The 24,002-nt window shown below is 41.4% G+C and carries 20 protein-coding genes and 1 other annotated feature; of the genes, 5 read left to right on the forward strand and 15 right to left on the reverse strand.

Features of this window, described 5'->3' with window-relative positions; all coding sequences use genetic code 11:
* Positions 1 to 8: 8 nt before the first annotated feature.
* The gene (locus NST18_RS10555; protein ID WP_004889219.1) at positions 9 to 755 is read right to left on the reverse strand and encodes a PRC-barrel domain-containing protein; all 747 of its coding nucleotides are present in this window, start codon (positions 753 to 755) and stop codon (positions 9 to 11) included.
* A complete protein-coding gene (locus NST18_RS10560) occupies positions 752 to 1,888 on the reverse strand; it encodes a hypothetical protein (RefSeq protein WP_340721420.1) in 1,137 nt (378 codons plus the stop codon). The genes NST18_RS10555 and NST18_RS10560 overlap by 4 nt, the downstream gene beginning before the upstream one ends.
* 139 nt (positions 1,889 to 2,027) lie before the next feature.
* On the opposite strand from NST18_RS10560, the gene NST18_RS10565 reads away from it, so the two are divergent.
* Genes NST18_RS10565 through NST18_RS10575 form a run of 3 tightly spaced genes read left to right on the forward strand, consistent with a single transcriptional unit; the run spans position 2,028 to position 4,793 of the window.
* Positions 2,028 to 2,612, forward strand: coding sequence for a type IV pilus modification PilV family protein (locus tag NST18_RS10565; RefSeq protein ID WP_340721421.1), 585 nt, complete (start codon positions 2,028 to 2,030; stop codon positions 2,610 to 2,612).
* Positions 2,596 to 3,165: a PulJ/GspJ family protein gene (locus tag NST18_RS10570; protein WP_064214447.1), complete on the forward strand. Its 570-nt coding sequence runs from the start codon at positions 2,596 to 2,598 to the stop codon at positions 3,163 to 3,165. Before NST18_RS10565 ends, NST18_RS10570 begins: the two co-directional genes overlap by 17 nt.
* A 17-nt stretch (positions 3,166 to 3,182) precedes the next feature.
* The gene (locus NST18_RS10575) at positions 3,183 to 4,793 is read left to right on the forward strand and encodes a hypothetical protein (protein ID WP_340721423.1); all 1,611 of its coding nucleotides are present in this window, start codon (positions 3,183 to 3,185) and stop codon (positions 4,791 to 4,793) included.
* A 35-nt stretch (positions 4,794 to 4,828) separates the two neighbouring features.
* Here the strand turns inward: NST18_RS10575 and NST18_RS10580 are convergent, their stop codons facing one another.
* The 3 genes from NST18_RS10580 to NST18_RS10590 form a co-directional block, all read right to left on the reverse strand.
* Positions 4,829 to 7,615, reverse strand: coding sequence for a VWA domain-containing protein (locus NST18_RS10580; RefSeq protein ID WP_340720652.1), 2,787 nt, complete (start codon positions 7,613 to 7,615; stop codon positions 4,829 to 4,831).
* Between the two features lie 58 nt (positions 7,616 to 7,673).
* On the reverse strand, positions 7,674 to 8,978 hold the full coding sequence (locus NST18_RS10585) for a bifunctional folylpolyglutamate synthase/dihydrofolate synthase (RefSeq protein ID WP_340721424.1): 1,305 nt from the start codon (positions 8,976 to 8,978) through the stop codon (positions 7,674 to 7,676).
* A gap of 66 nt (positions 8,979 to 9,044) precedes the next feature.
* Positions 9,045 to 11,669 (reverse strand): valine--tRNA ligase, encoded by a 2,625-nt coding sequence (locus NST18_RS10590; RefSeq protein ID WP_340721426.1) that lies wholly within the window; start codon positions 11,667 to 11,669, stop codon positions 9,045 to 9,047.
* A 41-nt stretch (positions 11,670 to 11,710) separates the two neighbouring features.
* Positions 11,711 to 11,933 (reverse strand) — a binding site (T-box leader).
* A gap of 135 nt (positions 11,934 to 12,068) precedes the next feature.
* Between NST18_RS10590 and NST18_RS10595 the strand changes: the two genes are divergently transcribed.
* A complete protein-coding gene (locus NST18_RS10595; protein ID WP_003396391.1) occupies positions 12,069 to 12,260 on the forward strand; it encodes a hypothetical protein in 192 nt (63 codons plus the stop codon).
* Here NST18_RS10595 and NST18_RS10600 read toward each other — a convergent pair.
* The 8 genes from NST18_RS10600 to hemA all read right to left on the reverse strand — a co-directional run bounded on the left by NST18_RS10600 (position 12,245) and on the right by hemA (position 20,399).
* Entirely contained in the window at positions 12,245 to 13,141 is an 897-nt protein-coding gene (locus tag NST18_RS10600) for an aminoglycoside phosphotransferase (RefSeq protein WP_340721428.1), read from the reverse strand. The genes NST18_RS10595 and NST18_RS10600 overlap by 16 nt on opposite strands.
* Before the next feature lie 15 nt (positions 13,142 to 13,156).
* Positions 13,157 to 14,176, reverse strand: coding sequence for a stage VI sporulation protein D (gene spoVID / locus NST18_RS10605; protein WP_340721429.1), 1,020 nt, complete (start codon positions 14,174 to 14,176; stop codon positions 13,157 to 13,159).
* An 87-nt stretch (positions 14,177 to 14,263) separates the two neighbouring features.
* Complete coding sequence (gene hemL, locus NST18_RS10610; protein WP_088223677.1) at positions 14,264 to 15,559, reverse strand: glutamate-1-semialdehyde 2,1-aminomutase; 1,296 nt, start codon at positions 15,557 to 15,559, stop codon at positions 14,264 to 14,266.
* Positions 15,559 to 16,533, reverse strand: a complete 975-nt coding sequence (gene hemB, locus NST18_RS10615) for a porphobilinogen synthase (protein WP_077427980.1) — start codon at positions 16,531 to 16,533, stop codon at positions 15,559 to 15,561. Before hemB ends, hemL begins: the two co-directional genes overlap by 1 nt.
* A gap of 2 nt (positions 16,534 to 16,535) precedes the next feature.
* Positions 16,536 to 17,288: a uroporphyrinogen-III synthase gene (locus NST18_RS10620; RefSeq protein WP_004889202.1), complete on the reverse strand. Its 753-nt coding sequence runs from the start codon at positions 17,286 to 17,288 to the stop codon at positions 16,536 to 16,538.
* Positions 17,289 to 18,215 (reverse strand): hydroxymethylbilane synthase, encoded by a 927-nt coding sequence (gene hemC / locus NST18_RS10625; RefSeq protein WP_004889201.1) that lies wholly within the window; start codon positions 18,213 to 18,215, stop codon positions 17,289 to 17,291.
* Positions 18,216 to 18,236: 21 nt separating this feature from the next.
* Positions 18,237 to 19,052 (reverse strand): cytochrome C assembly family protein, encoded by an 816-nt coding sequence (locus tag NST18_RS10630; RefSeq protein ID WP_004889199.1) that lies wholly within the window; start codon positions 19,050 to 19,052, stop codon positions 18,237 to 18,239.
* Positions 19,053 to 19,064: 12 nt separating this feature from the next.
* Complete coding sequence (gene hemA, locus NST18_RS10635) at positions 19,065 to 20,399, reverse strand: glutamyl-tRNA reductase (RefSeq protein WP_004889198.1); 1,335 nt, start codon at positions 20,397 to 20,399, stop codon at positions 19,065 to 19,067.
* Between the two features lie 176 nt (positions 20,400 to 20,575).
* Here hemA and NST18_RS10640 point away from each other — a divergent pair, with 176 nt between their 5' ends.
* Positions 20,576 to 21,049, forward strand: a complete 474-nt coding sequence (locus tag NST18_RS10640; protein ID WP_035018485.1) for a LiaI-LiaF-like domain-containing protein — start codon at positions 20,576 to 20,578, stop codon at positions 21,047 to 21,049.
* A 35-nt stretch (positions 21,050 to 21,084) separates the two neighbouring features.
* Here the strand turns inward: NST18_RS10640 and yihA are convergent, their stop codons facing one another.
* A complete protein-coding gene (gene yihA / locus NST18_RS10645) occupies positions 21,085 to 21,666 on the reverse strand; it encodes a ribosome biogenesis GTP-binding protein YihA/YsxC (RefSeq protein WP_004889195.1) in 582 nt (193 codons plus the stop codon).
* Entirely contained in the window at positions 21,663 to 24,002 is a 2,340-nt protein-coding gene (lon, locus tag NST18_RS10650; protein ID WP_192948206.1) for an endopeptidase La, read from the reverse strand. Before lon ends, yihA begins: the two co-directional genes overlap by 4 nt.

Raw genomic sequence — 24,002 nt, forward strand, 5'->3', positions numbered from 1 at the left:
ACGCCTCCTTACTCGACATTCATCGACAGCTCAATTACAACATCTGGGCCTTCTTCTTGCGCGCGAATCACATGTTCTTTCGTCAACACCGTATCTTTTGGAAGCAACACTTGACCATTTGCATCAACAATATCTTTTAATAATCGTTTTCCTGTTAACATCTCAATTTGTTTTTGACGCAATTCATCTAGCTCGTTCCCTACCGTTTCTGGAAGCATTTGTTTAATGAGCGGCTCGACTTGTGTTCCTTTTAGAGACAATAACGCGTCAACATTGGAGACGAGTTCTTGTTGCGCATGTTCATGAACAATTAACAACTCTTTTCCATATGTAATGACGTGATCGGCACGAACGATACGAACATCCGATCCGATTTGTACTTCAATGCCTGTAATTTTCCCTGTTTCTTCATCGATATAAAACTCTGTTGCCTCCCCAAGCAATTGTCCTTTTCTCGTCATTACTTTCGCTTGTTTAATCGCAATTTTTTTGTTGACAAGCTCATTTGCAATCGGAATGACGTTTAAATCAAGAACAGCTTTTTCTTCCTCTACTGTTACCGCAAATTCACCAATCCCAATGATATGGCGAAACGGAATCGCTTTCATACTAATTTCCCAATTTTCTTGATCAACGATTAGAAAATCAATCGTTCCTTTTTCTGGGTTTACAACGAGCGATTTCACTTGCCCAAGTTGAACACCATTTTGAATGCTAATGACTGGAAGACCGATAACTTGTGTACTACTTTTCATTTTTTCCACCCCATTTTTTGTTCAGCATAATGTATCATATGTGCTAATTGTTGTTGGATCATCGGGTAAAGCTCATATTGCCCGTACAATTGTTTAGCAACATCATATAGCTTTTCATATTGTTTTGAAGCAACGTAATGCTCCATTAATACATTCGCAAATGTGTAATAATCTTGTTCGTGTAAGCGAGGATGTAAATGTTTATGAATAAGCTGTTCATATTGTTCGTCCGACAACAATGGACGCATCGCGTGTAAAGAAGCGAGTAAATTTTTCATGAACGGTCTCGGGAGCATATGCACTTCTTCATTGTTTTCTTCTACTGTTACACATTCATCATCGGCCGTTCCTTGTTCTTCTTCGCTCACTTGCTCTACTGCTTCCTCAACGCTTTGAATACTTTCTTGTTCTTCTACCATATCAGCACTCGCTTCCGTATGTATATCATCGTCTTCTACAATCGGCTCAATGCGATACGATTCATCTACCATATGCTCACTTGTTTCTTCGACGACAGCAATCGTTTCGATGTCGAGTAGCTGACTATCTTTTTCTTCCTTCATTTCATTTTGATCATGTATGATCTCCATATTTTCTTCACTGAGCAAATCAAGCCACTGTTGTTCTGCCACGTCTTCGGTTGTTTCGTTTACACTTGTATCGTCACTGTCTACCATACGTAACGGCTCAATGACGTCATCTACACTTTCTATCGGCTCAATCATATGATCGAAGTCATTTTCTCGGAGCGGTTCAATAGAGGTTTGTTGTTCAATTTCTTCAGGCCATTCCCTTTGAAACCATTCCTCATCGACGTTTTCGATTTCTTCTTGTCGAATCTCCTCATTTTGTTGCTCCACCACCTCTTCTATAGCAGACGGTAGTTCGTTTTCTTGCTCGTCTTTTTCGTCGCCTTCAACAATTAAATCATGTTCATGAATGCGTACATAAAATAAATGACCGAGCTTTCGTTCAAGTAAATATGTGCTTGCAATGACTAAAAGAAAAAGGAATAATGAGGCTTGCCAAAGTGGAAATTGCTCGATCGCAATCATCCCAAACATGCTTAATAAACAAGCGACCGCTAATAAAAGAGCTACTCCTTTTTTTGTCCACCCAAAAGGCAGCCGCATATAGATGGGGATTAATATGAGAAAAAAGATAGCGAAAAATAAATATGGCAAATCGTTCCCCCCATTCGCAAATGATACAACACCTAACTCTAACATATTGTATAATAAAGTTATGTATTTTAAAAGAAGGGGAAGGAAAATGTGTCAAAAGAAAATAAATATTTTTTATAATGAACGTGGATTTACGTTAATTGAAGTGTTATTATCCGTTGTTATTTTATCATTCGTTATGGGCGGCATGTTTATGTTTTTTACAAACGCGATGACATACACAACATATAATCAATCGAAAACGGTTGCTGTCAATATCGCGCGTGGGGTCGTTCATTATATGGCACGTCTCGATTTTCAACCAATTGCGTCATATGTAAACGATCCGAAACAAACACCTTTTATTCGTTTAGATGCTTCATCATGTTCAAATACGTCCATATTCCCGGACGAAACTGTATGTAAAGCCGTTTTTTCACCGACAGTAAACAACGTCACATACGATAAAGAAGACGTACAAGCTTGGATTATTCCGTACAATCAAACGATATGGTCAGAAATCAAAACGAACCCGCCAAACGAATTTCCTAACGAATTAAAACGAACGATCCAACAAGAGAAAGAGATGGCCGAAGACGTCAGCAACTACTTACTTCGTTTATATGTCACTGTCCGTTCAAATAACGAACTGATCGTCTTAAAAGGAGTGATCGCCAATGAAAGTATTCGCTAATGAACGTGGACTGACGCTTATTGAATTGCTTGTCGGCTTAGCGATCACATCGATTATTGCCGCTTCTGCATATGGCGTATTTACAGCCGGAACGAAAGCGTATAAACGGATCGGCATTGAAAATCAGCTACGAAGCGAAGCGGATATATTAATGACAACGATTTTTAACGAACTATATGCCCTTGCTCCAGACGGCTTAAAGAAGGATGAATCAAACGACTATACGCTCACGTTCGTCAATCGAATGAAAAAAGAAATTGATACGAGTACAGGGCTCGTCGAAGAGAAAGAAAAAGCAGATCAAACGTTACAAATCATGATAGATAAAAAAAACGAGACATTACTTATAAATGGGAAACAAGTCACGCCATCCAATTTACGTATCGTTCCCGAACAGTCTGAATTTCAATACAAATGCATGCGAGAACATCAAAACATATGTAAAAGCGGCGTCGTTACGATTCGCTTATCGGTGCAAGACGAAGACCATCGCGATCCAAATGATCCGCTATATATTGAACCTTTCACATTAGAAACAAAATTCGGATTTTGAAATGGGGTGGAGCACATATGAACGAAAAAGGATATAGTCTTGTGCTCGTGATGTTAACCGTTACAGTCTTTTTTGTAATCGGTTTGACGATTGTATCAGTAAGCATATATCAAGCGAAATTTACACAAGTGCGCGTAGAAGATGTCGCCTCGCTCCACGAAGCTGTAAAATCGGTAGAAGAAACAGTAGCGGAGTTAAAAGCGAAAGTTGAAACATTGCCGCTATCGACCCCAACGCAGCTTGACCTCGATTTAGGAAATGCACAAACTGGCTTTTTAAGTGAACTCATGAAACGCCATAGCGTCACAATTGAAGATATCACCGATGCAAAAGGAATCGCACGCAATCGCAATAAATTATTTACGCGCGTATTTCGCATCTCCGCCCCATACGGAAAAAAAACGGTATCACGTGAAGTAATTATTACAAATGCACCGAGCTTTTTAAAATACGCCCTCGGTTCAAGAGAAAATGTGACGTTAAATGGTGGGGCTTATATTGACGGGGACATATACGCAGGAAAAGATATATACGTCACAAACGTCGCGAACTATATTTATAACTCAACGCTTTATTCGGTACAGACAACGTTTCCAACGACAAGTGAAAGAAGTATATTGTTTGTTGAGGGCAACCGTTATACGTGCGACCACGGAAATGGGGCAAAAAGCTGTTACAACCTAAATAACAATAGATTCGAGTACTCATTGCTAAATTACTCAGAACATGAGCTACCACCTTCTCTTCTTATTCAAAAGGAGACAGAAGATTTTATTGACGTGGATTTCTCATGGACGCTAAAGGATAAACTATTGCTAGCAGCTGGAGTTGAACCTTTTAGCCCTGAGTATGCTAACTACATTAAAAATTCGGGAGATCCTGAACTCCTTTTTAACCAACTGAGATCAAATGATGCTTTTTCTCTTATAGATGATGTCATGCTTTTTAAAGACTTTATTAAAAACAACCAGAATAGCAAATCTATCGTTCTACAATCTGCTCCTTCCTATGTGTTTGAAAACGAAGAGCTTAACTTAGAAGACAAATGGCTTATTGTAGATGGGGATCTATATTTAGGAAACAACAGTAAGTTTAAGGGAAACATCATTGTGTTTGGGGATTTGATTATAAATGGAAAATCCGGAGTACAGCTTGCTTCTACAATATACGTGACAGGGAAAACGTCAATATATGATACCAATATTTCAGGTCTAGATAATGAACAAGTTGTCATTCTTTCAAAAGGACGTCTAGAGCTTTATCGAGTGAATGATTTTAATAACAGCTTCAGTTTCGAAAAAGAAAATCTTCAAGGGTACTTCTATACCGAGAGCAATGCTGTAATTTATGCAGTTGGTTCGTATATCAATATTAAAGGAGGATTGTTCGCTAGGGGAAATAGTGAACAAACAATCGCTGATGGATTCAGCGAGGGAGTGACCATAAACGCTTATCGCGGAGTGGTAACATCGCTGTCAGAACCTCCTAATTCCGATCCAACACTCACAAATGTGTCCGAATCACGTTTTATCATTCGACACGACAAAAACGTCTTGATCGCTCGCGGATTAGGTCTTCCATTTTCAAAAAGGTTGCATGTAATTATTGATGAATTAAGCGTAAAATAAAAAGCAGACACGAGTTAAACCCTCGCGTCTGCTTTTTACCATTTATTCCTTTTATCTTCAAACTCATCTCCTAAATCCCCATCTCTTACAATGACAAGCATAGATGCCGAAATCCTCTCGTTATCTCTAGCTCTCGCCGTGATTGTTGCATATCCTAACTCCTTTGCCTCTAAAACCCATTTTTCGTTTTGTTCAAAAACAGCAACATAACTTGGAGAGCTCGAACTCATATCAATTTTTCTATTTGTTGCATTACCCGGTATGAATTCAATTTCTTCATTGAGGTAAACCTTCGTGCCAACTGTTACATACAAAATCGAACGTTTAAAACGAATTCCTTCTAGCAAAACAATAGGATCTATGACTCGAATTTGTGCACTTTCATACAAATTACTTCCATCTAATGTTCTAACTGTGATGTTCACAACACCTGTTCTCTTCGCCACCACTTTTCCTTGTTGATCAATAGTAGCAATATTCGGGTCACTTGAACTCCACTGTAACTGCTGGTTCGTTGCATCAATTGGAGAAATGACTGGTCGAATAATCTGCTCATCTCCCACATTCATCTCCCTATTGTACTCAAGTCTGATGCTACTAATCAACTTGTTGTATGTCACAGAAACAGATGAGAGGCTAGGCTCTTTTGTAAATCCACCAAATGACTTAACAGAAATCGTCGTTAAACCGTCAACAGTAATCGGAATTTCATACGGCTCAACTAGTGAACTCCAATTGATATTTTGCTTTAAGTTAGCCATTTGATATTGATAAGAAACATTTTCACCTGCCACAAATCCAACAATACGAACCTTCACAGGCTCTGTTACCACAGATCCACTTGGAATCTCTACGTTGTCAGACTTCAATATTTTTAACTGAGGTTTAAGATTTAATTCAACCGATTCGCCATCCTTGTAAGTTACCAAAATAATATAATTGTCGCTGTCCGGCTTAAACGATAATGACTGGATTGGCAACATTCGTAACCCATAATCATTAGGATGCTTCGTTTCAGCAATCAAATTCGTTGTCAATGGAAGTGTCTGCCATTTAGAAACGAGTCCTCGGCTATCTCCTTCATAATAAATGTTTGGGAACTCTAAAAGTCTCACCTTCATCCCGATTAACTTTGAAGCTATTGGCAATACAGATGATCTTAGACCATAGATACTATCTTCAAAAGAAACTGTCGCCCGAGGCAATTGCACTGCATCCATCGCCCAGTTTACCTGTAATTTTAAATCAACATTCAACGACGTATTATTCAGTTCTGTATAATCAACTTTCTTATCTGGAAACAAAAGTTCCGCATACATTGTACCGTCCTTAGTGTAAACATTAACATTTTGAGAAGAAGCCACCGTTGTTACTCCTTGTGGAAGCGGTTGAATAATTTTTATATTGCTTAAATAGCCTGACTTACCACTTCCAACATAGCCACTAGGAATTAGCGTATATCGTGCAACAAATTGGTTAGAATCACCGTTAGTATTTCCATATTTAATTAGGGCGCTAACATCGTGGGAAACCCCTTGAAGCTCTACTTTTCCGTCAAATGTCGGTGGAACTTCATCCTTTACTACTATCGTAACTTGCTTATTAATAGACGGTTGTGTTACACCATACACATCCCTATAAACCATCTCTGCATTCAGCGTATATGTTCCTTTTTCCTTGAACGCGATCGGCACAGATACATTTATTGGGGAAGGTGTAGACTGACCAACGTTATAATTGACGTTAAATGAAATGTAAGCATTCGTCTTAGTATCATCAATCCATACATTACCATTTTCAAAAATTTGCACCTTTCCATCGAACGAATGAAGAGGAATGCGAATTGTCCCTGACAATACTGGATCTATTGCAAGTTTTGAAAATTCCCGGAAAATTTCTACTAAGTTTTGTGTTGTGCCTTGTTTGGCAATCCCACCAGTTATCGCCGATAACCGCTCTAGATAATTTAAGTCAACATCTCGATTATTTCCGAATCCAATCGAGTAAAGTGTGACATTACTACTACCAAGTTCCTTAGACATATTCAACGCATGACTACGTATTTTCTCTTTATATTTTGCATAATCTGTTGAATTTCGTGATAAAGTTGACTGTCTTCCACTTGGATAGTAGATCACTCTCTCAGAGGTTATACCATTACTAAACAATCTATATTCAACATCTAAATTGGCTGTCTGGTTATTATATGTCACTTCTTCCTTTACCTTTGATACCGTTGGCTTACCATCAGTTAAAAATATAACATATTTTTTTCGAGTAGAATCATCAAAAAAGGACTGAGCTGTTTGCAACGCAGCTAAGTAGTTTGTTCCCCCTCCAGCAACTAAACCATTGGCTGTTTTTAAAATAGTCTCTAAGTGGGATGAAACATTATACACACCCGATGGAAATGGAACAACTCGATCATACTTAACACCATCTGAGAAGGGGACTAGAGCAAATCGGTCACTTGGATTAGCATTTGCCTTGAAATAATGTATAGACGAAGCTAATGCCTGTTTAGCACTTTGAAATTTCATAGGATCCGTTCCCAATTCATCCATTGAGCCGGAGATGTCAAAAACAAACACGACATCAATCGGCGGGCGAACGATGTTATCAATTTTTCCTTTTGGAGTAATGGTTATATCCAGCCGTCCCTTAGCATCCTCATTAGGAGGCTTTGCATATTCATTTTGGGACGGAACAACTGTGAAATCTAATGACGGAGATGTCTGAGCGTGACCCAGTACAGGAAAATAACAGCTGAAGAGGATAACAAAAGAGAAAACAAAAAAGAAATGTAGCAAGCTTCTCCTCACCTACCTCTCCCCCTTTCAAAAATCCTACTTTTTATCTATTATACCAACAATCTCTCGTTTAGTTATATTTATTTTTTATAAAATTTCGCACATTTGAGATGAAATAAAGTGAACCTGTAATTAAAATGATGTCATCAGTTGCGATTTGTTTTCGCTTTTCTTTCAGCCATTGTTTCCAGTCAGTTGCGCATTGAACGTTTCGATGCGTCGCTTGTTCAGCTAGTTGCTCAGCAGAAAGGGCACGCGGAAAATCAAATGTTGTAAACGTCATCGTCTCGGCAATCGTTTCTAACTTTCGAATCATCGCAGCAACCGGTTTATCCCCTAACGCTGTAAACAGTACGTGTACACCGCGATTCGGATAATGAGCGTTTATTGTCGCAACGAGGCTATCAATTCCCTCTTCGTTATGCGCCCCATCAATAATGATAAGTGGACGTTCATCCATTTTTTCAAATCGCCCGAGCCATGCTGCTTTTCGAATGCCGTTGTACATATGTTCACGCTCAATCAGAAACGAATAATACGTACGTAAATAGTCGGCAACCATCAGCGCAAGCGCTGCGTTTTTCACTTGATGTGCACCGAGCATCGTTATTGTCACATCGTCATATGAAGCGAAAGGTGTTTGTAATGAAAAACGTTCTCCATCGGTTGTTGGTTCATGAGCGAAAATGGTAAAATCGCGATCGAGCACATATGCTTTTGAGCGTACCGATGTCGCTTTCTCTTTTATTACTTGTAGAGCCTCCCGCTGATCAATCGCTGTCATAACAGGGATGCCTGCTTTAATAATTCCCGCTTTTTCAAACGCAATTTGTTCAAGTGTATTCCCTAATATATGTATATGGTCGTAACCGACATTTGTAATCACCGATAAAAGCGGATAAATAACGTTCGTTGAATCTAAGCGTCCGCCAAGTCCTACTTCAAAAATGACGACGTCTTGCACGTTCATTTTGCCAAAATAATAAAGTGCCATGGCGGTAATAACTTCAAACTCTGTCGGCCCGCCTAATTCCGTTTGTTCTAACTCTTCCGCTAAAGGCTGAATGACTTGGACAAGGCGAATGAGATCGACGTCGCTAATCGGTTGGCCGTTGATGCTTATTCGCTCGTTAAATTGCTCCACATACGGCGATGTAAAAGTTCCGACACGATAGCCTGCTTCTTGTAAAATGTGACGTAAAAAGCAAACGGTCGATCCTTTTCCGTTCGTCCCACCAACATGAATCGCCTTGATGCGACGCTCTGGATGATCGAGCTTCTCCATCATCCATTCCATTCGTTTAAGTCCCGGCTTCACACCTAACGTTAAGCGACTATGAATCCAATCGACTGCTTCTTTATATGTACGAACCATGAAAAAAAATCCCCCTTTTACTAAAGTGAAAGACGAATCCAAAATGGATTCGTCTTCATCATAAAACTATTGTTTTAATTGTGCAAGACGGGCGCGGACCGCTTCACGCTTTTCGAGATAATCTCGTTCTTTTTTCCGTTCCTCTTCAACTACGTGCGCTGGCGCTTTCGCTAAAAATCCTTCATTACTTAGTTTCTTTTGCACGCGCTCGACTTCTTGATCGAGTTTCTGTAACTCTTTTTCGAGACGTTTCACTTCTTCTTCAATATTAATTAACCCTTCGAGCGGCAAGCTTAGTTCTGCCCCTGTCACAACAGCGGTCATCGCTTTCTCGACCGTTGGAATCGTCGTGTCGATGACAAGCTCGCTAGGATTACAGAAGCGCTCGATATATGAGCGGTTTTTCTGAAGCGTATTCGCAATTTGCTCGTCTTTCGCTTTAATATGCAGCGTAATTGGCTTGCTTAGCGGCGTATTCACTTCTGCGCGAATGTTACGCACCGCACGAATAATATCGACGAGCAAGCGCATTTGTTCGGCCGCTTCATGACTGCTTAGTTCAGAACGGACTTGTGGCCACGAAGCAACTGTAATTGACTCTCCTTCATGAGGAAGTTGTTGCCAAATTTCTTCCGTCACAAACGGCATAAACGGATGAAGGAGACGCATCGTTTGATCAAGCACATAAGCAAGAACAGAGCGCGTCGTTTTCTTCGCTTGTTCATCTTCGCCGTATAGCGGCAATTTCGCCATTTCAATATACCAATCGCATAAGTCGTCCCAAATGAAGTTATATAATACGCGACCGACTTCACCAAACTCGTATTTATCGGCAAGTTTTGTTACCGTCTCAATCGTTTCATTTAAACGTGTTAAAATCCAATGATCGGCAACCGATTTTTCACCATGTAAATCAATGTCTTCATACGTGAATCCTTCCATGTTCATGAGCGCAAAGCGAGAAGCATTCCAAATTTTATTGACGAAGTTCCATGTCGCTTCAACTTTTTCTGTGCTAAAGCGCAAGTCTTGACCAGGTGCACTTCCTGTCGCTAAAAAGTAACGAAGCGAGTCGGCACCGTACTGATCGATCACATCCATCGGATCAACGCCGTTACCGAGCGATTTGCTCATTTTTCGTCCTTGTGCATCGCGTACTAGTCCGTGAATAAGCACATCTTTAAACGGACGTTTTCCTGTAAACTCAAGCGCTTGGAAAATCATGCGCGATACCCAGAAGAAAATGATGTCATATCCTGTTACAAGCACATCCGTTGGATAATAACGGTTATAGTCTGCCGATGTTTCATCCGGCCAGCCCATCGTTGAAAACGGCCAAAGCGCAGAACTAAACCATGTATCTAATACATCTGGATCTTGTTCCCAATTTTCGATATCAGCTGGTGGCTCATGATCGACATACACTTCGCCTGTTTCTTTATGATACCATGCTGGAATACGATGCCCCCACCAAAGCTGACGAGAAATGCACCAATCGCGAATATTTTCCATCCAATGTAAGTACGTTTTTTCAAATCGCTCTGGAACGAAATTCACTTTTCCTTCTGTTTTTTGTAGTTCAATCGCAGCTTCAGCAAGCGGCTTCATTTTGACGAACCATTGCGTCGATAAATACGGTTCTACAACAGCACCACTACGTTCACTATGACCAACCGAATGCATATGTTCCTCGATTTTAAACAGCACGCCTTGTTCTTGTAAGTCTCTCACAATTTGCTTACGGCATTCGAAGCGATCGAGCCCTTTATATTGAAGAGCGTTGTCGTTCATCGTACCGTCTTCGTTCATGACGAGAATGCGAGGCAAGTTGTGACGGTTTCCGATTTCAAAGTCGTTTGGATCGTGTGCTGGCGTAATTTTTACTGCCCCAGAACCGAACGACATGTCAACGTACTCATCACCAATAATCGGAATTTCGCGACCGACGATCGGTAAAATGACTGTTTTTCCGATAAGATGTTTGTAGCGTTCGTCTTCTGGATGAACGGCAACGGCTGTATCGCCAAGCATCGTTTCTGGACGTGTCGTTGCCACTTCGATATAACCTGAGCCGTCCGCAAGCGGATAGCGTATATGATATAGCGCACCTTGCACATCTTTATATACGACTTCAATGTCCGATAATGCTGTTTTTGTCACCGGATCCCAGTTAATAATATATTCGCCGCGATAAATCAGTCCTTTTTTATATAGCGAAACGAACACTTCACGCACCGCTTTAGATAGTCCTTCATCAAGCGTAAAGCGCTCTCGCGTATAATCGAGTCCGAGCCCAAGCTTTGCCCACTGGGAGCGAATATGCCCAGCATACTCTTCTTTCCATTTCCACGTTTCTTCAACGAACTTTTCACGTCCTAAGTCGTAACGTGTTTTTCCTTCGTTGCGCAGCTTTTCTTCTACTTTTGCTTGCGTAGCAATACCCGCATGATCCATGCCCGGAAGCCATAACACGTCGTACCCTTGCATGCGCTTCATGCGCGTAATAATGTCTTGTAACGTCGTATCCCACGCATGTCCTAAATGAAGTTTCCCTGTCACATTTGGGGGTGGAATGACGATCGTAAATGGTTTCTTCCTTTCGTCACTTGTTGCTTCAAAAAATTTTCCTTTTAGCCACCATTCATAACGGTTTGCCTCAACAGCACGGTGGTCGTACTTCGGCGGTAACATACAAATCCCTCCTTCGCTAAAATAAAAAACTCCTTTCATCCGAAAAGGACGAAAGGAGACTCTTTCGCGGTACCACCTTTTTTCTTAAGCAACGCTTAAGCACTCAAATCGATAACGGCGATGCACCGGCCTCTTCTACTTTCGTTCGAAGAAGCAGCTCCAGGGCGACCTTCCGACGACCACGAACCTAGGAAATCTCGCAGCTACTGATTTCCCTCTCTGCTAGGCGGGTTGCGCCGTACTCTTCCCTATCTTCGCTTTTTTCTATTCATACATAATACTATATAAAAATCATATGAATCGTCAATAAGGTTTGCCACATTTTCACTTCTTTATACATATGGTAAAAAAGAAAAGCTCCAATATGTGGAGCTAATCATTTGAAAAGGAGGTGAGCATATGCGTAAGCGTTACAATCCGTACGCCTGGCCACCGTGGCTACGAAAACTTCGCTTTATTGCTGAACAATGCATCATCCCGATTACCGTCGTTCAGGCGATTCGTACCATTTTATTTCCAACAACCATTGATGTCATTTTACTCGCCATTTTTATTTTGCTTTCCTTCGCTTTACATTACGATTGGATTTGATGTTGTTGCTTTTCTTCTTCCCATTTTCCAATGACATATTCAATATTTTTCATTTGCCAATATGCCCGTTGCCAAGCAGCGGTCAGTTGCCGGTCATGACGTTGTTGTTCGTACCGATGAATGAGACGAACAAACCGATGTGGATCAACAAGTAAATGAAAAAACAATAACCGTTCATCTTCTTCAAGCGCCAATGTTTGTTCATATTGTGCAAGCCACTGTACCGCTTCATCACACGTCAACGGATACGTATACAAATATTGGCGGAAAAAGAAAAGCAAATCATGAAATGGTGGAGCCCAGCGCGCCCGTTCGAAACTAATAAAATACGCAGTGCCATCTTCTCGTTCCACATAATGTTGAAACGATGGTCGACCGTGAATATAACAAATACGCACCGTCTTTTTTTCACGCATGCGCTCGCGCCATTCATTTAACGTATGTTCAGAAAACGAGATGGCGCGCATAATATCGAGAAAATGAGTGCAACATTGCAGTTGAAACGGCGACATATACCATTGTTTTTCACATTGTTCAATATGATGAGTTAATGTTTGTTTTGCCTTTTCAAGTGAGCTTTTTCGTTCCTCATAATAAGATTCGATTTCCGTTTCAGTCGTTTGTATTTCTTTTAACGAATGTTTATGCCATCGCGCTAAATCGTGAAAAAATGACGATGTTGGATCCGTTTTTTCTTTTAGCCAAGGCATCATATAATACCATTGCCCATCTCGCTTTTTCGCTTCATAAATCGGAATAGCAAGCGGAATGCGTAAGCGGTAAGCTTGCTCAATCACCTGCCAATAAGCAAATGAATCGATGCGTTTAATCGCGTATGTTCCATTTATCGTTTCCCATTTTTGCACGCTCGCTTGTTTCATCACCATGCCGCCCTTTTATACTTTACTTGGCGTTGGAATGTATAGTAACTGCCCCTCGTGTATATCCGCACCGCTTTCTAAATGATTTGTACGCAACAACTGTTGAACAGATACGTCGTATCGCTCGGCGATCTTGTCCAACGAATCGCCCTGTTGGACAATACAAATTTTCAAACGAGCAAATGCCTGTTCTTCATTTTTACCAAATAGTTTTGTTAAATATAACGCATTTTCATTCCGCTTTTCGTTCGTCTCCCTTCCTTTTAGTTCAAGTTGAAAAGACGTTTCTTCTCGCTTGCTCTCCTGTTCTTCTTCATATCCCTTTTGAGTATCAACCTGTTCTTCTTCATGCTCTCCTTGAACATCAATCCGTTCTTCTTTATGTTCGTCATTATCAGCTACCTGTTCTTCTTCATGCTCCCCTTGAACATCAATCCGTTCTTCTTTATGTTCGTCATTATCAGCTACCTGTTCTTCATGGAGCATATAAAATGTCGGTACATTGACGATTGTTTCTCGTTCTTCTTGTTCTTCTTTTTCTTCTTCATATACTTCTTGATGGGCAACAGCTTCAAACGGTTCAAAGTCGTCTACGTTGTACGCATCCCACTCTTCTTCGTCTTCTCGATCATCATCCATTTGAATACCGTGAATGGCCACTTCAGCAATAAGAAGTAATTCGTTTTTCCGTAAGTCATAATCAAATGATTCGATCAGCACATACACTTGTTCAAGATCATCGACTCGCTCTTTTGGAACAGTTACGTCAATTGGAAATTGATGTAAAAATTCACCCGTTTCCTCATCACGCATACGCACTTGTTCAATGTATCGCCCGAGTTCAAATGTTTCAACATCTTCTCCATCTTCTTCATGTTTTGTATATTCTCCAGATAGTTCTAGCACACCGCGAATATACACGTAATCTTCTTGTTCCTCGATTGTAATTGTCGGTTGTAGCGAAATCGATAATAACTGATCAACGTGATGCTCACGTCGAAACGCAATCGCTTCTTCAATTGAAAAACGCAACATGCTCATCTCTCCTTCAACGTCCAAGTCATTTCACATTACTATGGTTATGAGAAGAAAAAAAGAAGTATGCATAAAAAAAGCGATGCCCTAGAGGCAATCGCTAATTTTTGCAAACGCACGTCGCGCTGCTTCAATTGTTTTTTCAATATCTTCATCTGTATGCGCAGTGGACAAAAACATGCCTTCAAATTGCGATGGTGGCAAGAAAATGCCTTCATTCGCCATTTCTTGATAATAACGAGCAAATAAGTCTAAATTGGACGTTTTTGCTGTTTCGTAGTTTGTGACGCGCTCATTCGTAAAGAACATGCCGATCATCGAGCCGGCTTGGTTAATCGTATGTGGAATATCATACGCTTTTGCTGCTTCGCTTAACCCTTCTGCTAAACGATTCGCTTTTTTCTTAAACTGCTCATACGTTTCTGGCATCAGTTGTCGGAGCGTTTCATAGCCAGCTGTCATCGCCATCGGATTTCCTGATAACGTACCGGCTTGATAAATCGGACCACTCGGTGCAATTTTCTCCATAATATCAGCCCGACCACCGTATGCCCCGACTGGTAGTCCACCACCGATGACTTTTCCAAGGCACGTCAAGTCTGGCTTGACACCGTAATAACCTTGACCGCTATAATAGTCGACACGGAAACCTGTCATCACTTCATCAAAAATAAGAAGGGCACCGTATTCGTTCGTCACATCGCGCAAACCTTGCAAGAAACCTTGTTCTGGCGGAACGACCCCCATATTTCCAGCAACAGGTTCGACAATAACCGCCGCGATATCTTCACCGAACTTTTCAAACGCGTAACGTACGCTTTGTAAATCGTTGTACGGTACAGTAATTGTATGTTGAGCAACCGTTTCTGGCACCCCTGGGCTATCTGGCAAACCGAGTGTCGCTACACCTGACCCCGCTTTAATTAAAAGCGAATCGCCATGTCCGTGATAGCATCCTTCAAATTTGACGATTTTATTTCGTCCTGTATAGCCGCGTGCTAAACGAAGGGCGCTCATTGTCGCTTCTGTTCCCGAGCTAACCATACGAATGATTTCAATAGACGGCATGCGCTCCATGACGAGTTTGGCGAGTTCGTTTTCAATTAACGTTGGAGCACCGAAACTTGTTCCTGTTTCCGCTACTCGTTTTAATGCTTCAACAACTTGATCGTTCGCATGACCTAAAATAAGCGGTCCCCAAGATAACACATAGTCAATATATTCATTGCCGTCAACGTCGTAAATTTTTGAACCTTTTCCGCGCTCCATAAAAATCGGATCCATTTTTACCGCCTTAAATGCGCGCACTGGGCTGTTTACACCGCCAGGCATAAGCTTAACTGCCTCAGCATATGCCGCTTTGGAACGTTCATAACTACGCATCATTTCCCCTCCTTTAGCCATCGAGCAACATCTTTTGCAAAATACGTTAAAATTAAGTCGGCGCCTGCGCGCTTCATGCTTGTTAACATTTCAAGCACAACTGCTTTTTCATCAATCCATCCGTTTTGCGCAGCTGCTTTTACCATCGCATATTCTCCGCTTACGTTATAAGCGACAATCGGCAAATGAAAATGATTTTTGAGGTCGCGAATAATATCTAAATACGATAGCGCCGGTTTAACCATTAAAAAGTCAGCACCTTGCTCCACATCTGCTTCTGCTTCACGAAACGCTTCTAGCCGATTAGCAGGATCCATTTGGTACGTTTTACGGTCGCCAAACTGCGGCGCGCTATGGGCTGCATCGCGAAATGGACCGTAAAATGCTGATGCGTATTTTACGGCATAGGACATAATTGGCACATATGTAAATCCCTCTTCATCTAGCGCTTGGCGAATCGCTGCGACAAACCCGTCCATCATGTTAGATGGCGCGATGATGTCCGCCCCCGCTTTCGCTTGACTGACTGCTGTTTTTGCCAATAATTCAAGCGTATCGTCGTTGACAATCGTTCCGTTTTCTACGATACCACAATGTCCATGGCTCGTATAATGGCATAAACATGTGTCGGCAATCACGACAAGTTCCGGAAATGCGTCTTTGATCGCGCGAATAGCACGTTGAACGACACCGTGCTCACAATACGCTTGCGAAGCGATTTCGTTTTTCTCGTTTGGTACACCAAATACGATAATCGACCGTACACCTAATTGAACAGCCTCTTTTACATCTTCAAGCGCATAGTCAAGCGACTGCTGATACACCCCCGGCATGGAAGGTACTTCGTTTTTTATGTTTTCTCCTTCAATCACAAAAATCGGATAAATGAAATCTTCCATATGAAGATGTGTTTCACGCACCATAGCTCGTAAATTTGCTGTTTGGCGCAAACGACGATGACGTGCAAATTGCATATTTACTCACCTCTTATCTTCAAATATTGATTAATCTCTTCAACCATTGCATCAATTGTATATGTATGTGGACAAACGTGAACAGGAATGCCTAAATCAAGAGCTGTTTGTTTCGTGATTGGACCGATGCATGCGATCGTAACAAAAGACAAATTGATGTCTTCCCCTGCGATCGCGTGCGCAAAACTATGTACCGTCGATGAACTTGTAAACGTAACGACATCAATCATTCGTTGTTGAAGGAGCGCAATGAGTTGTGGCTTCGCTTCTTCATTCATCGTCGTTTCGTATACGATCCAATCTGTCACGTCTGCGATGCTGCTTAATTGCTCTCGCAACGTATCGCGCGCTAAGTTTCCTTTCACAAGCAACACGCGCGCATGCGTAGAAAGTAACGGTTTTAACGCTTCAACTAAACTTTCAGCGACAAATTCATTTGGAATGAGGTCGACAACAACGTTTCGTTTTTGCAATGCTTTCGCTGTTTTTTCCCCTACTGCAGCCACTTTCGGCCACGTTGGTGGTTTCATTTCGCTAATCAGCTCGAAAAAATATTTAACTCCGTTTTGGCTCGTAAATACAATCCAATCAAACGTATGCCATTTGTGTAATAAGTCTTGACCTACTTGTTTTGCCCGTTCAATGCGAATCAACGGCAATTCAACCGGAATCGCACCGTACCGTTCCAACGTTTGCGATAACGCTTTCGCTTGCGCTTTCTCACGCGTCACAAGCACCCGTTTCCCCATAAGCATTTACTGCATCTCCTTTAACACACGCCCAATTAGTTGTTTTGCACCCCGTTCAATTAGCCGTTTTGCCGCTTCCGTACCCACTTTTTCGGGCTCTGTTCCTTGCACGACTTCTTTCAATACTTCTGTTCCATTCGGTGTTGCAACAAGTGCTGTAAGCACAATCGCATCTTCATCAACGTACGCATAACCGGCAACAGGCACTTGACAGCCACCTTCAATATGCTGTAAAAATGCTCGCTCTGCGCGAGTGGCTCGTTCCGTTTGCTTATCGGTCAACTTATTTAACCAATGTAAAAGCTCCGCATCATCTTCGCGACATTCAATAGCCAACGCCCCTTGTCCAACGGCTGGGACGCATATGTCGGTCGATAAATATTGTGTGATGACTTCTTTCGCCCATCCCATGCGATGCAATCCAGCAGCTGCAAGTATAATGGCATCGTACGCATCTGTTTGTAATTTCGCCAAACGAGTGTCAATGTTGCCACGAATCCATTGAATTTGTAAATCTGGACGAACGGCTAACAGCTGCGCAGAACGTCGTAAACTGCTCGTTCCAACAACCGCTCCGCTTGGTAGTTGTTCAAACGGAATATGCCCTTTGGAAATAAGCACATCGCGATGGTCTTCACGCTTCGGTACGCATCCGATCATTAATCCGTCTGGCAAAACAGCAGGCATATCTTTCATACTATGAACGGCAAAATCAATTTCGCGATCTAGCATCGCTTGTTCAATTTCTTTCACGAACAACCCTTTGCCTCCTACTTTCGATAACGTCACATGTAAAATTTGATCGCCTTTTGTGACGATTTCTTTTACTTCAAATTCAAACGGGGCCCCGAGTTGTTTCAGTTGTTCGATGACCCAATTTGTTTGAGTTAGCGCTAACTTGCTACGGCGCGAACCGACAATAATTTTTCTCATTTTTCTTTCCTCCAACAATCGCTAAAAATGAAATTGCGATAACGTACCAAACAAAAAGAAATTAATAAGCAAAATAAGGAACGAGCCGACATTCCAAACTGCCATTTCTTTCCCTTGTATCCCTTTGACAGCTCGCTTATATAAATAAAAACTGTATGTTGCCAATACAGTAAACGAACCGAGCACTTTTGCATCGTATAAAACGAAATGATCTACTTTCATATATGCCCAAACAACACCTAAAATTAAACTCAATAACAAAATCGGAACACCGACACCATTAAGCACGTACGCAAGGTCATCAAACTTGGCTAAATCACCAAGCCGCCATAACCGCTTTCCCCATTTTTTCTTCTTCAATAACTCGTATTGGAGCAAATATAAAAGCGAAAACATAAACGAAATCGAAAATACCCCGTACGATAAAATAGCCATCGTAATATGAATAAACAACAGTTCAGACATTAGTTGCTCTGCGATGCCAACAGTGTAGGGCGTCGGTGCGAACGTATGCAATGAAAGAATAAAAAACGCTAATACGTTTGTGAAAAAGACGAGAAAATCAACGCGCAGCCACCTATTAATCGCGAGCGATAACGTAATAAGTAACCACGCGTAAAACGACAGCCCCTCCGCAAGTGTTAAAACAGGGAATTTCCCTGTCTCGACCATTCTCGCAAAAAAGAAAAATGTTTGCATCCCCCAAACAATAGAAAGCAACCCGAAAGCAATGCGGTTTGCCTTCCGGTTGTGATGAAGAAAATCAATAAAATAAAATAAAACGGACGATGCATGTAAAAGAAGCGAGAGTTCATACCATCTCGTCATATCAAACATATGTGATCTCCCTTACGATTGAAAAGACGGTTCTGTCGCTCGCTCGTGAACACAGCTTATCTCTTTTTGTTGCTGCTTCACTTGTTGTTCAATATTGAAAATTTTCATAAACAACTGAAGCGCTTCTTCCGCATTGTCCTCTGCAGCCAATTCTTTTGCGCGCAAAATCGGATCGCGCAACAATTGATTGACGATACTTTTTGTATGTTTGTTTAACACTTTTTTATCGCGTTCCGATAAATGCGGTAATTTTCGCTCTAAACTTTTCATCGTTTCTTCTTGAATAAGCATCGCTTTTTCACGCAAAGCTGCAATAATCGGCACAACTCCGAGCATATGCAACCATTGTTGAAACTCGTCCATTTCCTCAGCAATCATACGTTCAATTTGCTCGGCCGCTTTTTTCCGCTCGGCTAAATTCGCTTCAACAATATCTTGCAAGTCGTCAATATCATATAAAAAGATGCTATCTAACTCAGCAAGCGCAGGATCTAAATCGCGTGGTACGGCAATATCAATCATAAAAAATGGACGACCTTTGCGCATTTTTTCAATGACTACCATCGTCTCTTTTGTGATGACGTATTGCTTTGCGCCTGTCGAACTAATTAAAATATCTGCTTCCAACAACGCACATTGCAATTGTGATAACGGCTTGGCATCTCCGTTAAATCGTTCGGCAAGTTGCTGCGCCTTTTCAAACGTACGATTCACGACCGTCACGCGTTTAACCCCGCTTCCGTACAAGTTTTGCAGGGCCAATTCTCCCATTTTTCCAGCACCTAATATAAGCACATGTTTATTTTTTAAATCACCAAAAATTTTTTTCGCCAATTCCACCGCTGCATAGCTGACAGATACGGCATTGGCGCCGATTTCTGTTTCCGCATGGGCACGCTTCGCTAATGTAATCGCTTGTTTAAATAGTTGTTTAAACACCGTGCCTATTGTGTTTTCTTGTTGCGCTAAAAGAAAACTTGTGCGCACTTGTCCAAGAATTTGCGTTTCACCTAAAATCATTGAATCAAGACCGCAAGCAACGCGGAACAAATGTTCAATCGCCTCACGTTCTTCATAAATGCGTAAATACGGAACGATTTGTTCTTTATCAAGACCAAACCAATCCGCTAAAAATGTTTTTATATAATAACGCCCTGTGTTTAATTGATCGACGACCGCATAAATTTCCGTACGATTGCACGTCGATACGATGACGTTTTCTAACATACTTTTTTGCTTTTGTAGCGCTTTCATCGCTTCAGCAAGTTCCGTTTGATTAAACGTCAATTTCTCACGAATTTCGACAGGGGCTGTACGATAGTTCACACTGACAACGACGACATACATTTCCCATCACCCCGAAGTTTAAAGTCATCTCATTTCATTATAGCACGTCTACATTGTTTTTTCCTTATAAACTGTGAATACAATTTGACAACTTTCGATCTTTCTTAAATGGCGCGCATTTAGTAAACTAGGAACAGATGCTGTTTTAAGTGTCGCATGGAATTGGGGGATTTTCAATGAAAAAACGTGGTATTTTTTCTGGCATCATCTTAATCGGTTTTGGGATGTATTTTTTACTTGAGCGATTTTCACTTTTTCCATCTTTTCATACGTGGCCAACGTTGTTGTTCATTACCGGAATCGCTTTTTTAGGTCAAGCGTACATCGGAAAAGACTACTCCGCTATTTTATCCGGTGTTGTGTTCACAGGAATTGGCGTTCATTTTCATCTCGCTTCGCGCCTTTCATCATGGCCGGATCATATAAGCATGGTCACCTTTATTATCGCGCTCGGATTGTTGCTACAGTACATAAAAACGAAACAAGCATTGCTTCCTACCGTTTTACTTTTTGTTTTGTCGATCATTTTTTTATTTTCACATCGGCTTCAACAAGTGTTCACATCCGTAACGTTTGATTCACTCATTCATATTTGGCCATTGTCGTTCATTTTGATCGGATTGTACTTATTATTCATAAAAAAAGGCTAACTATACAAAAAATGTGGGTCAATCACCCACATTTTTTACATCCATTTTTGCAATGCTCCCCACGCTTCATCTTTCCCTTGTCCTGTTTCAGCCGAAAAAATAATAAGTTCGTCATCTGAAATAAGACGCAATGTTTCTTTGGCGACTTTCTCATGTTGTTGCCATTTCCCGCGTGGAATTTTATCCGCTTTCGTTGCGATGACGAGCGTCGGAATGTTGTAATGTTTTAAAAACTCATACATCATCACATCATCTTTCGTTGGGGGATGACGCAAATCAACGATCAACAACGCTGCCTTCAGCTGTTCACGTGTCGTAAAATACGTTTCAATCATTTTCCCCCATGCTTCGCGTTCTGTTTTTGATACTTTCGCAAATCCATATCCCGGCACGTCAACAAAATAAAACGCATCGTTAATGCGATAAAAGTTCAATGTTTGTGTCTTTCCAGGTTTTGACGAAGTGCGCGCAAAATTTTTTCGGTTAATCATTTTATTAATAAACGACGATTTTCCGACGTTTGAGCGCCCAGCAAGCGCAAACTCTGGGAGCTGGCCTGCTGGATATTGTTCTTGCCTCACAGCGCTAATGACCATTTCTACGTTTGTAATTTTCATTTTTCTCCACCTACCAAAGCATGTTCAAGTACATCATCAATATGTGAAACGAGAACAAACTGCAATTGTTTTTTTACAACCTCTGGAATATCTTCTAAATCTTTTTCGTTTTCTTTCGGTAAAATGACTTTCTTTAATCCGGCGCGATGGGCGCTTAACACTTTTTCTTTCACACCACCAATCGCAAGCACACGACCGCGCAATGTAATTTCCCCTGTCATGCCGACAAAGCGACTGACTGGTTTTCCCGTCAATGCAGAAATAAGTGCTGTCGCCATCGTAATCCCTGCTGATGGACCGTCTTTTGGTACCGCTCCTTCTGGCACATGAATATGAATATCTAGTTTTTCATGAAACTCCGGATCAATGCCGAGTTCTTTTGCTTTCGAGCGAATGTATGTAAATGCTGCCTGAGCAGATTCTTTCATCACATCGCCTAATTGACCCGTCAACGTCAGTTTTCCTTTTCCAGGAGCAATGGACACTTCAATCGCTAGCGTATCTCCACCAGCTGTAGTATATGCAAGACCTGTCGCTACCCCGACTTGATCTTCATTCTCTGCCTGCCCGTAATGATATTTCGGTTTTCCTAAAAATTCACTTACATTTTTTTCTGTGACTACGATGCGCTTTCGTCCTTCTGACACGATCGTTTTTGCAGCTTTGCGACAAATCGATGCAAGTTGGCGCTCTAAGTTGCGCACACCTGCTTCGCGTGTATAATAGCGAATCACTTGCATGATCGCATCATCGCGCATATGAAGCATGCGTTTTTGCAAACCGTGTGCTTCCATTTGTTTCGGTAATAAATGTTCTTTTGCAATGTGCAATTTTTCAATTTCTGTATAACTCGGAATCGTGATAACTTCCATTCGATCGAGCAGTGGACGCGGAATTGTCGCGAGTGTATTCGCTGTTGCAATAAACATCACTTTAGATAAGTCATATGGCTCCTCAATATAATGATCGCTAAAGGAATGGTTTTGTTCCGGATCTAACACTTCCAATAGTGCAGCAGAAGGGTCACCGCGAAAATCGCTTGACATTTTATCAATTTCATCAAGCAAAAATACAGGATTGATCGTTCCTGCTTTTTTCATTCCTTGAATAATGCGTCCCGGTAAAGCCCCGACGTACGTGCGGCGATGTCCACGAATTTCCGATTCATCTCGCACCCCACCGAGCGAAATACGAACGAAATGTCGATTTAACGTTTTTGCAATCGAACGAGCGAGCGATGTTTTTCCAACTCCCGGCGGACCAACTAAACAAAGAATTGGACCTCGCAACGAGTTCGTCAGTTGTTGCACAGCTAAATATTCAAGAACGCGCTCTTTCACTGTTTCGAGCCCGTAATGTTCTTCGTTTAAAATTTTTTCTGCACGGTGAATATCGTGAATATCTTCTGTTTGTTTCGTCCATGGCAAGGCAAGCAACCAATCCAAATAGTTGCGAATGACCCCGCTTTCTGCCGAAGCAGCAGGTACTTTTTCATAGCGATCTAATTCTTTTAACGCCGTAGCTTTAACATGCTCGGGCATTCCTGCTTGTTCAATTTTTTCACGCAACAACTCAATCTCGCCAGCTTTTCCTTCTTTTTCGCCGAGCTCTTTTTGAATGGCCTTCATTTGCTCGCGTAAATAATATTCTTTTTGCGTCCGCTCCATCGACTGTTTCACGCGCTGGCTAATTCGTTTCTCTAAATGTAAAATTTCTTTTTCATTATGAAGAATTTGAATGATTTGATGCACACGCTCTTTCACATCGACCGCTTCAAGCAATCGTTGTTTTTCTTCAAGCTTTAACGGCAAATGGGAAGCGATAATATCCGCCATTCGTCCCGCTTGCTGAATGTCCATGACAGATGTATAAATATCTGCAGACAACTTTTTCGATAGTTTTATGTATTGCTCAAAATATTCAAGCATCGTACGGCGCAATGCTTCAAGTTCCATATCGTCCTTTTCATTGTCGGTAAACTGTTCAATTTGCACGACATAGCAAGGATCTTCACTTACCCATTTTAATACTTTTCCGCGCGATATTCCTTCAACGAGCACACGAAATGTCCCGTTCGGCAACTTCAATAATTGCTTCACCCGCGCAACCGTCCCCATATCATATAAATCTTCAAGTTCCGGATCATCAATTTGTACGTCTTTTTGCGACGTTAATAACACGAGATTGTCTTCAACCATCGCTTTTTCTAACGCCTGCACGGATTTTTCCCGTCCAACATCTAAATGCAATACTGTCGTCGGGAACACAAGTAATCCTCTTAACGGCAAGAGTGGAATCACTTTATTTTTCTTTCTCGCCACAACCCGCACCTCCAT

Origin of the sequence: Anoxybacillus sp. FSL W8-0104 (assembly GCF_038004465.1) — a bacterium.
GTDB lineage: Bacteria > Bacillota > Bacilli > Bacillales > Anoxybacillaceae > Anoxybacillus > Anoxybacillus flavithermus_G.

Bases quoted from the DNA above. Each gene is read 5' to 3' on its own strand.
- NST18_RS10640 (WP_035018485.1), top strand. From the start codon at position 20,576: ATGAAAAAACGTGGTATTTTTTCTGGCATCATCTTAATCGGTTTTGGG.
- hemA (WP_004889198.1), bottom strand. From the start codon at position 20,399: ATGTATGTCGTCGTTGTCAGTGTGAACTATCGTACAGCCCCTGTCGAA.
- hemC (WP_004889201.1), bottom strand. From the start codon at position 18,215: ATGAGAAAAATTATTGTCGGTTCGCGCCGTAGCAAGTTAGCGCTAACT.
- NST18_RS10585 (WP_340721424.1), bottom strand. From the start codon at position 8,978: ATGGTTCGTACATATAAAGAAGCAGTCGATTGGATTCATAGTCGCTTA.
- NST18_RS10600 (WP_340721428.1), bottom strand. From the start codon at position 13,141: ATGAAACAAGCGAGCGTGCAAAAATGGGAAACGATAAATGGAACATAC.
- yihA (WP_004889195.1), bottom strand. From the start codon at position 21,666: ATGAAAATTACAAACGTAGAAATGGTCATTAGCGCTGTGAGGCAAGAA.
- NST18_RS10565 (WP_340721421.1), top strand. From the start codon at position 2,028: ATGTGTCAAAAGAAAATAAATATTTTTTATAATGAACGTGGATTTACG.
- NST18_RS10555 (WP_004889219.1), bottom strand. From the start codon at position 755: ATGAAAAGTAGTACACAAGTTATCGGTCTTCCAGTCATTAGCATTCAA.
- NST18_RS10630 (WP_004889199.1), bottom strand. From the start codon at position 19,052: ATGTTTGATATGACGAGATGGTATGAACTCTCGCTTCTTTTACATGCA.
- spoVID (WP_340721429.1), bottom strand. From the start codon at position 14,176: ATGTTGCGTTTTTCAATTGAAGAAGCGATTGCGTTTCGACGTGAGCAT.
- NST18_RS10575 (WP_340721423.1), top strand. From the start codon at position 3,183: ATGAACGAAAAAGGATATAGTCTTGTGCTCGTGATGTTAACCGTTACA.
- hemB (WP_077427980.1), bottom strand. From the start codon at position 16,533: ATGCAATTTGCACGTCATCGTCGTTTGCGCCAAACAGCAAATTTACGA.
- NST18_RS10595 (WP_003396391.1), top strand. From the start codon at position 12,069: ATGCGTAAGCGTTACAATCCGTACGCCTGGCCACCGTGGCTACGAAAA.
- lon (WP_192948206.1), bottom strand. From the start codon at position 24,002: ATGGAGGTGCGGGTTGTGGCGAGAAAGAAAAATAAAGTGATTCCACTC.
- NST18_RS10560 (WP_340721420.1), bottom strand. From the start codon at position 1,888: ATGCGGCTGCCTTTTGGGTGGACAAAAAAAGGAGTAGCTCTTTTATTA.
- NST18_RS10620 (WP_004889202.1), bottom strand. From the start codon at position 17,288: ATGCTTATGGGGAAACGGGTGCTTGTGACGCGTGAGAAAGCGCAAGCG.
- NST18_RS10590 (WP_340721426.1), bottom strand. From the start codon at position 11,669: ATGTTACCGCCGAAGTACGACCACCGTGCTGTTGAGGCAAACCGTTAT.
- hemL (WP_088223677.1), bottom strand. From the start codon at position 15,559: ATGCGTAGTTATGAACGTTCCAAAGCGGCATATGCTGAGGCAGTTAAG.
- NST18_RS10570 (WP_064214447.1), top strand. From the start codon at position 2,596: ATGAAAGTATTCGCTAATGAACGTGGACTGACGCTTATTGAATTGCTT.